At 51.5% G+C, this 12,434-nt stretch carries 8 protein-coding genes and 1 tRNA gene; all 9 read left to right on the top strand.

All coding sequences use genetic code 11. The annotated features are described in order from the left end of the window. Window positions 1–125: 125 nt before the first annotated feature. On the top strand, window positions 126–2,708 hold the full coding sequence (gene clpB / locus OEV59_05180) for an ATP-dependent chaperone ClpB (protein MDH4227130.1): 2,583 nt from the start codon (window positions 126–128) through the stop codon (window positions 2,706–2,708). A 94-nt stretch (window positions 2,709–2,802) separates the two neighbouring features. Continuing rightward, entirely contained in the window at window positions 2,803–3,243 is a 441-nt protein-coding gene (locus OEV59_05185; protein ID MDH4227131.1) for an Hsp20/alpha crystallin family protein, read from the top strand. Window positions 3,244–3,250: 7 nt separating this feature from the next. Further along, window positions 3,251–3,598 (top strand): DUF1844 domain-containing protein, encoded by a 348-nt coding sequence (locus tag OEV59_05190; GenBank protein MDH4227132.1) that lies wholly within the window; start codon window positions 3,251–3,253, stop codon window positions 3,596–3,598. Between the two features lie 24 nt (window positions 3,599–3,622). Continuing rightward, complete coding sequence (locus OEV59_05195) at window positions 3,623–5,140, top strand: DegQ family serine endoprotease (protein ID MDH4227133.1); 1,518 nt, start codon at window positions 3,623–3,625, stop codon at window positions 5,138–5,140. 5 nt (window positions 5,141–5,145) lie between these two features. Beyond that, window positions 5,146–5,754 carry a UbiX family flavin prenyltransferase gene (locus OEV59_05200; protein MDH4227134.1) on the top strand — a complete coding sequence of 203 codons (609 nt, stop codon included), beginning with the start codon at window positions 5,146–5,148 and terminating at the stop codon, window positions 5,752–5,754. Beyond that, window positions 5,751–7,403 carry a mucoidy inhibitor MuiA family protein gene (locus OEV59_05205; GenBank protein MDH4227135.1) on the top strand — a complete coding sequence of 551 codons (1,653 nt, stop codon included), beginning with the start codon at window positions 5,751–5,753 and terminating at the stop codon, window positions 7,401–7,403. Before OEV59_05200 ends, OEV59_05205 begins: the two co-directional genes overlap by 4 nt. Before the next feature lie 20 nt (window positions 7,404–7,423). Continuing rightward, window positions 7,424–8,704, top strand: a complete 1,281-nt coding sequence (gene serS / locus OEV59_05210) for a serine--tRNA ligase (protein MDH4227136.1) — start codon at window positions 7,424–7,426, stop codon at window positions 8,702–8,704. Between the two features lie 72 nt (window positions 8,705–8,776). Further along, window positions 8,777–8,861: transfer RNA gene (locus tag OEV59_05215), tRNA-Ser, on the top strand. A gap of 645 nt (window positions 8,862–9,506) precedes the next feature. Then, the coding region (locus OEV59_05220) for an autotransporter domain-containing protein (protein MDH4227137.1) at window positions 9,507–12,434 on the top strand (2,928 nt) is incomplete at its 3' end.

Genomic DNA, 12,434 nt, shown 5'->3' on the forward strand with positions numbered 1-12,434 from the left:
TGCCGGGAATTATAATACCTTCGGGCATGGTCAAAAGCAAGAAATTAAGCGTCGTTTATGCGGCGGGCCTTGACAACAGGGCGGGTTGGCCATAGATTAATAGTGTAGAACCAAGGAGATATGGCGTGAGGCTCGATAAGTTCACCATAAAATCGCAGGAAGCGCTGCAAAAGGCCCAGCACTTTGTAGAGGGCTCGAAAAGGCAGGAGATAACCGTCGAGGACATGCTCCTTGCGCTAATTGAGCAGGAGGGCGGCGTTGTTACCCCGGTGCTTGAGGCAATTGGCGCGAATGTCAGGCTGATTGCTTCGCAGTTAAAGGAAGTTGTAGAGAAAATCCCAAAGGTCTACGGTGGCGGCGAAGCGGCAGGGATATCAAGGGCCCTTAGAGACCTTCTTATAGAGGCCGAGGCAGAGGCGGAAAAGTTAAAGGATGAGTTTGTCTCAACCGAGCACATATTGCTTGCCGCCACGTCCGGCAAGACCGAGGCAGCAAGAATTTTCAAATCCAACGGTATAACAAGGGATGCAATACTAAAGGCCCTTGTTTCCATACGCGGCTCGGGGCGTGTTACAGACCAATCGCCAGAGGAAAAATACCGGACAATGGAAAAATACACGCGCGACCTGGTCGGGCTTGCGAAACGGGGAAAGCTCGACCCTGTAATCGGCCGTGACGACGAAATAAGGCGCGTTATTCAGGTTCTCTCCAGAAGGACGAAGAATAACCCAGTGCTCATTGGCGAGGCAGGTGTAGGAAAGACAGCGATAGCGGAAGGGCTTGCGCAGCGCATCGTTGCCGGAGACGTGCCCGAGGCGCTAAAAAACAAGCGGCTTCTGGCGCTTGATCTCGGTGCACTTATCGCTGGCACGAAATTCCGCGGAGAGTTCGAGGAGCGTTTAAAGGCGCTTTTAAAGGAAATAGGCGACGCAGCAGGAGAGGTAATTCTGTTTATCGACGAGCTTCATACGCTTGTCGGCGCCGGAGCTGCCGAAGGCGCGATGGACGCATCCAACATGCTAAAGCCAGCGCTTGCGAGAGGCGAGCTTAAGTGTGTTGGCGCAACAACGCTCGATGAATTCCGTAAGCACATTGAAAAGGATGCGGCGCTTGAGCGCCGCTTTCAGCCGGTGTATGTGGGAGAGCCCAATGTCGAGGATACGATTGCCATACTTCGCGGCCTGAAGGAGCGCTACGAGGTGCACCACGGCGTTAGAATCGCAGATTCCGCCATAATCGCAGCCGCAACGCTATCAAATAGATATATCACCGAGAGATTTCTTCCGGATAAGGCCATAGACCTTATAGACGAGGCAGCGTCGCGTCTTAGGATGGAAATCGACTCCATGCCAATTGAAATAGACGAGATAGAGCGCCGCGTTATGCAGCTCGAGATAGAAAAAGAGGCGCTAAAGAAAGAGACCGACAAGGAAAGTATCGAGCGGCGCGAAAAAATAGAGGCCGAACTTGCCTCGCTAAAGGAAAAAGGCACTGCCTTAAAGGCCGTCTGGAAAAAGGAAAAAGAAACCATCGAAAGCCTAAGAAAGAAAAAGGCCGAGATAGAAGAGGTAAAGCTAAATGCCGCAAAGGCCGAGAGAGAGGGAGACCTTGCGAAGGCAGCCGAGTTGAAATATGGCCGCCTCGTTGAATTGGAAAAAGCATTGAAGGCAAATCAGGCTTCTCTTGACACTTCGTCCGGCGCAAAGCGCATGCTAAAGGAAGAGGTCGACGGCGATGACGTTGCCCTTGTTGTCAGCAAGTGGACGGGCATACCGGTCACAAGGATGCTCGAGGGAGAGAAGCAAAAACTTCTTAGGCTCGAAGAAGAGCTCGGTAAACGTGTTGTTGGCCAGGACGCTGCATTAAAGAAGGTTGCCTTGGCGGTTAGAAGAGCAAGGGCCGGGCTTCAGGACGTTAACCGCCCGATAGGTTCTTTCATATTTCTTGGACCAACGGGGGTTGGCAAGACAGAGACCGCAAGGGCCCTGGCAGAGTTTCTTTTCGATGATGAGAAGGCCATGATAAGAATCGACATGAGCGAGTTCATGGAAAAGCACTCGGTAGCGCGCCTTATCGGCGCGCCCCCGGGGTATGTCGGGTATGAAGAGGGCGGATATCTTACAGAGGCTGTTAGGAGGCGGCCTTACTCGGTAATCCTTTTTGATGAAATAGAAAAGGCGCACCAGGAGGTTTTTAATATCCTTCTTCAGATATTAGATGACGGCCGCTTGACAGATGGCCACGGAAGGACCGTTGATTTCAGGAACGCGGTCATTATAATGACATCGAACCTCGGGAGCCGCTACATAACAGAACTTGAGGATAAGGACTATAATGAAATAAAGGAGCGCGTTACCGAGGTGCTAAAAGAGAACTTCAAGCCCGAGTTCTTAAATAGAATTGACGATGCCATAATCTTTCATTCGCTTACGCGTGAGCATATGAAGGCAATAGTGGATATCCAGTTGAAGAAGGTTGAAAAACTCTTAAAAGACAAGAGGATAGCTCTTTTGTTAACAGATACTGCAAAGACCTATTTAGCTCAAAATGGGTATGACCCGGCTTACGGAGCAAGGGCGCTTAAGCGGCTTCTTCAGAGCGAGATACAGGATTACCTTGCAACAGCGATACTCGAGGGCGAGTTTGCTGACGGCGATACTGTGATGGTCGATTTAAAGGGCAATGAGCTTGTCATGAAAAGGAAGTAAGCTGTAGTTTTTTCGAAATAAAGCGCGAAAACCTTGTTTTGGCAGTCAATTTGTAGTAAAATACCCGTAAAATAACGCACTTAGAGGGGTTGCCATGGGAATTCTCAAATGGATACCTTATAAAGATCTTTTGTTTTTGCAGGAACGCATGGACCGCATATTCGACGAGACGTTTGCTCGGTACGGTGAAAATGTTTCTTCGTGCGTGTGGCATCCGGCCTCCGATATATACGAGACCGAGCATAAGATAATATTAAAGGTCGAGCTGCCGGGCCTGGATATAAATGATATAGACGTCGAGTTGACGGACAACAATCTCGTGCTAAAAGGCGAGCGCAAGCGCAACTCCGGGCTCGAGGGAGAAAAGTACCACAGGATGGAATGTTCCTACGGCATGTTCCACCGGACGTTTTGCCTCTCCGGCGAGATAGACAGGGAAAGCGTTGGAGCGAGCCTTAAAAACGGCGTTCTTGAGATAACTATAAAAAAGTTAAGCAAGGAAACGCATAAACATATCGACGTAAAGGAAGCATAATAACGACATGTCGCCATCTGATAACGCTAAAGACAAGGGCGGCATGGACAGCGCTGCCGTTAAAAAAGACGAGACACGCGGCGCTGCGGCAAACACGGAGCAATTACCCCCGCCCGATTTCTCCACTTTTATAGCCTCGCTTGCCGTTTCGGTGCTCTACAGCCTCGGAGAGGTGGCTGACCCGGAAACCGGCAAGAGCGGCAAAAACCTTACGATGGCGCGCCATACCATAGATATCATCGAAATGTTGAAGCGCAAGACTTCCGGGAACCTCGATGCGAGCGAAAACATGTTCATCGATAAAACGCTTCACGATCTTCGTATGAAGTATATTGAAGCCGCAAAACAGAGTTAGAACAAGGGAGGAATTTCTAAAAATATGATTTCCAGAAAATACGGTCTTCGCACGCTGATTATGGTCGCTGCCATTTCACTTTTTACCGGACTGTGGCTGACAGCGGGGCCGGGTGTTACGGGCAATAGCGATTCTCAAAATTTTTGGAAGGACGCGCCGGACGCAAAGGGTAAAAAGGAAAAGGGCCAGCTCGAAAACGGCGCGCCGCAGTCGTTTTCCTCTCTTGCCAAGAAACTTACGCCTTCGGTCGTAAACATATCCACGACACAGGAGATAAAAAGGCGGCGCGTTCCGTTCCCGGAGTTTAGGACGCAGCCTTTTGAGGAGTTTTTCGACGAAGAGGAGATGGATAAGCTTTTTGGCGGCGACGGCAGCTTCAAACGCCAGAGCCTGGGGAGCGGTTTCATAATCAACAAGGACGGTTATATAGTCACAAATTACCATGTTATCGAGAACGCGGCGGAAATAGTGGTAACGCTCTCGAACGACAGTAAAAAGGAGTATACGGCAAAGGTAATAGGCAGGGACCAGAGCCTCGACCTCGCGCTTATAAAGATAGATGCTACCGAGGAACTGCCCGTAGTGGCTCTCGGAGATTCGGATTCTCTTGATATAGGCGACTGGGTGGTTGCAATCGGCAATCCGTTTGGGCTTGGCGGCACGGTCACTGCCGGAATAGTCAGTCAGAAGGGGCGCGTCATAGACGCCGGCCCTTACGACGACTTCATACAGACGGATGCCTCCATCAATCCTGGTAACAGCGGCGGGCCGCTTTTCAATCTAAGGGGCGAGGTTGTTGGCATAAACACCGCGATAGTTATGGGCGGTCAGGGCATAGGTTTTGCCATACCGGTAAACCTCGCAAAGGGCGTGCTCTTGCAGCTTAAGGAAAAGGGCAAGGCAACGAGGGGCTGGATAGGGGTTTCACTGCAAGACATAACGCCGGACCTTGCGACAAGTTTTGGTCTCTCAAAGCCGTACGGCGCTCTTGTGCCTTACGTGCTGCCAGGGGATCCGGCTGACAAGGCAGGCATGAAGAGCGGGGACGTGATAGTCGCGTTCGACGGCAAGGAAGTAAGCTCTACAAAGGATCTAAGAAGCATAGTTGCCGCTACTGTGCCTGGTTCCACAGTCGACGTGAAGGTAGTCAGGGACGGCAAGGAGCGCGCTTTGAAAATAACTGTCGCAACAAAGAAGGATACTGCCGAGGAAGAGGGCAAGGGACGCGAGACAACCGAGGATGAGGACGAAAAATCCGGCAAAAGGCTCGGTATAGGCGTTACAGATATAACGAAGAGCATTGCCGAGCGCTTCCGCCTCGATTCGACCGACGGCGTTCTCATAGCCTCGGTTAAGCAGGACGGGCTCGGTGCAGAGGCAGGGTTAAGGCGCGGCGACATCATACGCGAGATGAACGGTAAGGCGGTAAAGGATGTTGCCGAATTCAACAAGATACTAAAGGCCGTGAAGAAGGGGATCTTGCGGCTTCGCATAAAGCGCGGCGAGGGCTTCATGTTCGTAACTATCAAGCTTAAGGATTAGGGCCTTTGGCAACCTACATCGTCGCGATAACGGGCGCAAGCGGAGCGGTCTACGGGCTTCGCCTTATCGGCGCGCTTCTTAAGAGGGGAGACGATGTCGAGCTTATCGTCTCCCCTCCTGGTTTTCTTGTTCTCAAGGAAGAGGAAGGTGTGGAGCGCGGCGCGGACGCGGCTTCTTCCATACGAAGATATTTAAAAAAGCGTTCTTGGGACGGCAAGGGGCGGCTTTCTTTTTCGGACAGTTCGGATTTGATGAGCTCTGCCGCAAGCGGCTCAGCGGATATAAGGGGCATGATAGTTTGTCCGTGCTCCATGGGCACGCTTGCAAGGATAGCCACCGGAGCTTCGACGAACCTCATCGAACGCGCGGCTGACTGCATGATAAAGGAGAAGCGCGGCCTTATCCTCGTGCCGAGGGAAACCCCGCTTAGCCCAATACATCTCGAAAACATGTTGAAGCTTTCGAGGATAGGCGTTACCATACTTCCTGCGATGCCCGGGTTCTATCATAAGCCGAAGAAGGTAGAGGATATCGTTGACTTCGTGGTCGGTAAGGTGCTTGACGCGGCTACAGTAGAGAATAATCTCTTTAAGAGATGGAGGGGCGGAAAATGACCGGGAATATATGCAAGACATTGTCCGGCGCGGTATTAGCGGTTCTCTTTCTGGCGTGCGGCGCGGCGTATGCCGATACGCTTAAGCCCTCGCACAAGGTTACGGCAGTCGAGGTCTTTTCCGACCGCGCAATCGTCAAGCGAAGCGCCGACGTTAAGTTCGACAGGGAAGGCGTTTATGAGGTCGAAATATCCCCGCTCCCTCCAAGGCTAAATGAAGAAAGCGTAAGGGTCGAGGCCGAGGGCACTGCCGGCGTCAAGATAGTCGGCGTGGAGCAGAAGACGACGTTTTTGAAAAAATACAGCGACGAAAAGGTAAAGGCGCTTAAAAAAGAACTCGATTCTTTTATAAAGGAAAGAAATTTAATCGATGCCAAGTTCAGGAACCAGGAGGCAGCGAAGAAATTTCTAAACGAGATAAAGTTCAAGACGCACGAGAACATGTCCAGGGACGTGGAAAAAGGAAAGGTAAGCACCGTTGATTGGCAGGGGGTGCTGGACTTCTATATACGCGGACTTAACAAGGCCGATGAAGAGATGTCGTCTCTGACAGTGAAAAGAAAAGAGCTGGATGAGAAAATCAGGGATATCGAAAACGAGCTTGGTTCAATCAACGGCGAGGACGGCGAGGGGCAGCGGAGCGCGGTGATCTCCTTTGACGTTCAAAGGCCCGGCACGCTCAAGGTGGAGCTTTCGTACATGATATTTGGTGTCGACTGGAGACCTTCTTACGACGCGAGGGCGATGACCGCGAAAAATACGGTGGAGCTGACAAGTTACGGAAATGTCCGGCAAACGAGTGGCGAGGACTGGAAGGATGTTTCTCTTACGCTTTCTACGGCAAGGCCGTCGCTTGGCGCGCAGGTGCCCGGGCTTTACCCGTGGTATCTCGCTGCTCCGGTGCGTGTTGATAGGCGCTCTAAGAGCATCAGTTCGAATGTAGGGTTATTTGCCGAGGCTCCTGCCATGGAAGCGGAGGTTGCCTCTGATGTTGCCGAAGAAAGGGCCGCCCCGGTGACAGCCGATATTTCCGGAGGGTTTACTTCTACGGTCTTCAAGATAAAGAAAAAGGCCGATATAGCAAGCGGCGGCGACGCCGTAAGGACGACGATATCCGTCGACAAGCTCGACGCATTGTTCAAGTACAGGACAGTGCCCAAGCTTTCCCAGTACGTATTTCTCGAGGCAGAGGTGAAGAACACGGCAGGGTATCCGCTTCTTCCGGGGAACGTGAACGACTTTATAGACGATAAGTTCGTGGGTTCCTTGAATATCGGCGCGGTCGCGCCCGAGGAGAAGCTTCTTCTCTCGCTTGGCGTGGACGAGGGCATAAAGGTAGAGAGAAAGCTCGTGAAGCACGAGAGGGGTAAGAGCGGTGTGCTTTCGAGTAAAATGCGCGCGTCGTATGTTTATAAGATAGAGGTGACGAACTTCAAGAAGCAGGACGCGGAGGTTACGGTACTCGATCAGTTGCCTGTTTCGCAGGATAAGGATATAGTGGTGGAAACAGACGAGATGACGCCAAAGCCCGAGGAGAAGGGTTGGCAGGGAACGCTTAAGTGGGTGTTGCAGTTAAAACCGGGCGAGAAAAAGGAAATAAGCTTCGGGTTCCACGTGGATTATCCGGAGAACATGCCGGCGCCGTTATAAAAAACCATTAAGGACTGAAAATGCTGGACGTAAAGTATCTACGCGATAACACGGAAGAAGCGGAGAAGCGGCTTGCCGCAAGAAGCGGCGGAGTCGATTTGTCGGCCTTCAAGGAATTAGACCTTAAGCGCAGAAGCATTCTTAAAGAGGTCGAGGCGTTGAAGGAAAAGCGCAATAAAGTTTCGGAAGAGGTCGGGCGCTTAAAGAAAGAAGGCAAGGACGCTACTTCAATTATAAACAGTATGCAGGAAGTCGGCGCGACTATTAAGAAGCTCGACGCAGAGCTTACCGAATGCGACGCAGCGCTTGAGCCCATACTCCTTACCATCCCGAACGTGCCGCACGAGAGCGTGCCTGTTGGCAAAGACGAGAACGATAATAAGGTCGTCCGCACGATAGGCGAGAAGACGGTTTTGAAGTTCAAGCCCAAAGACCACGTCGAGATAGGCGAGGGGCTTGGCATTATGGATTTCGAGAGGGCAGGGAAAATCGCGGGCGCGAGGTTCTGGCTCATGAAGGGCGCCGGTGCTTTGCTTGAGAGGGCGCTTATAAACTTCATGCTCGATATTCACACAAGAGAGCACGGGTATATGGAGGTGTTGCCGCCGTTCATGGCAAAGGCAGAGTGCTTTGTTGGGACGGGGCAGCTGCCGAAGTTCAAGGAGGATCAATTTAAGATTGAGGGCTGGGAGCACTACCTCGCCCCCACGGCCGAGGTCCCTGTTACGAACATCCACAGGGAGGAAATACTCGCAGAAGACGCGCTGCCCATACATTATACCGCCTATACGCCGTGCTTTAGGAAAGAGGCCGGCAGCTACGGTAAAGACATGAAGGGCCTTATTCGTGTGCATCAGTTCGACAAGGTCGAGCTTGTGAAGTTTTCCGTTCCCGAGAAAAGCTACGACGAGCTCGAGACGCTCACAGCGAACGCAGAGGAGATTCTAAAGAGATTGGAACTTCCTTACAGGGTCGTCCTTCTTTGCACAGGTGACATGGGGTTTTCTTCGGCAAAGACCTATGATCTGGAGGTCTGGCTCCCGGCGCAGGATAAATACCGTGAGATTTCGTCCTGCTCGAACTTCGAGGCGTTCCAGGCACGGAGGGCTTCGATAAAGTACCGTCCTGCTGGCGGAAAGAAGGTCGAGCACGTGCATACGCTAAACGGGAGTGGTCTTGCGGTCGGCAGAACGCTTGTTGCGATACTCGAGAACTTTCAGCAACAGGACGGGTCTGTTATAATCCCCAAGGCTCTTCGCCCGTACATGCACGGCATGGAGAGGATAGAGAAGCAGGCGTGATATTTAAAAATTTTTGGAAAGTTTGGAAACCGTGGGTCTAACGACCCTTTTATAAAAAGGTTTTCAAAAAGCGGAGGGTTAGCCTAATGGTAAGGCACCGGTCTTGAAAACCGGCGGGCTTACGCCCTTGAGGGTTCGAGTCCCTTGCCCTCCGCCAGAGTTTACAGCGTACCGGTCGGGAGACCGGGGTGGCATATTTATATGGGTTTTCGGGACTCGAACGAGCGCTTTACGCCGAGCGGGCGGGGAAGAGGAGCTTTTCGGCACGCTTGGAGTTGATATAAGCTTCTAAGCGTAGCGCACCACATTTAGAATGAGTTAATATCGGGGGCTTTCCTTATGGAAAGCCCCCTTTGTTTTCAAGCTGGCTTACGTGCTTGAGGGTTAAAGTCCCTTGCCCTTTGCCGTAGTTTACGCCCTGCTTATTTTAAGGCAAGCAGGGCGTAATTATTTCAGAATTCTTTGGTTTTAGCGAAGTTTTCAAGAGGTGTTTTCTCCGGCATAATATCAAGATGTCGAATTTCCTTTACAAATCAATTACGCGGTGCTATAAAGGTAACACAGGATAACTTTATTTTTTTAGCAGTTTTTTTAAAAAGTGTTATTAAAAATAAAATAAGCATTTAAATATATTTAATGAAAATTTTCAAATAAGGATCGTATCGTTGTTGTATATGCGGCCAATAATTTTCTTGACGGGTTTTATATGAAATCGGCATTTGCAGCATAGCAGAAAAGTGTTTTAAAGACGTTGTAGCAGTGCACCACAAAAACCACCAATAATGAGAGGAAGGTACATCTAATGAAGTGCATCTCTAAGGTATCTGTACTAAGAACACTTGCGCTGCTTACGGCCGTACTGGCTGTATTCTCAGTGCAACCTGCTTTTGCCGCAGACTTTGATATTCTAAGTGGCGATTGGTTTGGAAATCAGACATTGACCGGAAGCCAGACCGGAACCATTGAGGCCGGAGGCGGTATCGATACGTTCGGAGAGGCGGTAATCATTACCAATAATAATAATACCCTCACAAACGACGGAGAGATTTTTACGGATTGGCCCGTAGCTGTTTGGATTGACTCTACCGGTACGGGTAATATCGTGACCAATAACGGCTTTATCAATGCCTGGGACGGCGGTGACGGGTTATGGGTTGAAGGCGGTACGGTAACCAACACCGGCACCATATTGAGTGAATGGTGGGGTGTAGGAGCTATTATTGACGGCGGTACCGTAACCAACAGCGGTGAGATACTTTCCTGGGCGGATGCAGTGCAGCTCAACGGCGGCACGCTGACCAACAACGGTCTCATATTCTCCAATGACGGTGGTGTTGGTGTAAATATGGTCAACGGCACGTTAACCAACACCGGCACCATATTGAGTGAATGGTGGGGTGTAGGAGCTATTATTGACGGCGGTACCGTAACCAACAGCGGTGAGATACTTTCCTGGGCGGATGCAGTGCAGCTCAACGGCGGTACGCTGACCAATAGCGGTCTCATATCATCCACTGACGGTGGTTTCGGTGTAAATATGACCGGCGGCACGCTAACCAATGACTTCGGCGGCACGATATCTGCTTGGAGCGATGCAGTAAGTATGACCGGCGGCACGTTAACCAACAACGGATTCATATTTTCTGAGTCAGGTGACGGTGTATATGTGGTTGACGGCACGGTAATCAACACCACCGACAGCATCATACTCTCATCCAATAACGGAGTAGTTCTTGACGGCAACAGCACGCTGACCAACAGCGGCGTAATAAATACTACGTTTGGCGCCGGAGTGTTGCTTTTTAGCGGCACTGTAACCAACAGCGGCAATATACTCTCCGAGTTAGGCTATGGAGTGCGTATAATTGGCGGCACGCTAACTAACAGCGGCAATATACTCTCCGATCTCGGCAACGGAGTTTATATGAGTAGCGGCACGTTAACCAACACCGGTAGTGGCAGCATAAGTGCTCTTGGTGGCAACCCCACAGTGTGGCTTGACGGCGGCGGCACATTGACTAACAACGGTCTTGTAAGCACATATGCAGCTGAAGTTGGGGTGTTTATTAATGACGGCACATTAATCAATAACGGCTTAATCCAGGGTAATGGAACATTTATACCTGTACTGGTGCAGGGTTTGGGCGCCGGCGGCATGGTAATTAATACCGGCACCATAGATGGCGGTTATTATGGGGCATTTATTATAGACGGAGGTGCGCTAACGAATACCGGCACTATGCAAAATAACATTTATACCGGAGCTGTAGTGGTAAATAGCGGCACTCTAACGAATAGCGGCACTATGCAGGGCGGTGTGGTCGGGCTAATAGTCACGCCAGGAGGTACGGCAAGCAATACAGGCATCATAGAAGGCGGTGAAGTTGGCGCGCATGTTAATGGCGGCACGCTGACAAATACCAATATCATACAGGGTGGTTTAGCCGGAGTAGCTCTTGAAAATAACGGCACTTTAACCAACAGCGGTATTATCAGCGGCGCTTGGTATTCCATTGTTGATGTAGGTGGCCTGGACTTACCCGCCGGCACCGACAGCACCCTGAACATCCATCCGGGCTCGCAGCTTTTAGGACCAATCGACCTCGGAGTAGGGGATATGGACATAGTAAACATCTACGGCGGCGGAACTACTTCGTATAGCGTGGATTTTGTGGGCGCAGAGCAGATAAACGTCTTCGGCGCAGGCGGTCCGGCCTTTGTTAACGGCACCACGGTCACTGTTGTAGGCCAGTCAAACGGAGCACAGAGACAGGCCTCGAACATCGGCGCCACCACCTCTTCCGTGCATAATGTTGCTTTGAGCCACCTTAATCACGGCGCGCCGGGCGGCACTGGGTACGCAAACAGCCGCAGACCGCTGCAGGTCGCGGCACTCGAGCTTGCCCCGGGCATGCTCCATGTTTCCGAGCCTTCCAAGGCGTGGACAGAGGTATTTACCTTTAAAAGAAATAACGAAGGCAGCGCCACCGTATTTTCCTCGGAGCACGAGGGCAGCGGCGTTGTGCTCGGCTATGATTTCGACCATTCCAACACGCGCATAGGCGTGCTGGCTGGTTTTGCGGCATCTTCGTCCGAGACAGATAACGTAAAGTCCGCGAAGATAGATACGACCAGCATGTACCTTGGCGCTTACGGCCGCTTCCACCTGGGCTTTGCCAACTTTACCGCGAGCCTCATCGGCGGTATGGAGAACCACGAGAACACGCGTTATGTGCAGTATCTTCTTACCACCGAAAAGGCAAAGGGCGACAACACAAGCTACTTCATCAGCCCGTCTCTCGGGCTCGGCTCTGCGTATAAGGCAGGCGACGGCTTCGAGCTTAGGCCTTCGGTAAGCGTATCCTACGCAATGGCAGAGTACGACGGTTATCAGGAAAAGGGCACCACAGCGCAGAACTTGAAGGTAAAGGGCTACGGCGCGAGCTCTCTTACAAGCTCGGCGCAGCTTGCCGTTGCCTCCGTTGGCAAGGGCGGCGAGGTGGAGCTTAGGGCAGGAGTAAGGGCGCGTCAGACTGAGGCCGACAGCGTAAGCGCGAACCTCGCGGGCGTGAGCTTCAAGTACGGCGCTGCAGAGGATGAGAAGATAAGCGGCGGCTACGGCGGCGTGTACGTGCGCTATAGCCTCGGCGATAGAACGAACTTTACCGTTGACGCGGAGATGGCGAACCTTGGCCACGGCGACGAAAAGGAGTTCTTCGGAACACTTGGT

Source organism: Deltaproteobacteria bacterium, assembly GCA_029858205.1.
GTDB lineage: Bacteria > Desulfobacterota > GWC2-55-46 > GWC2-55-46 > DRQE01 > JAOUFM01.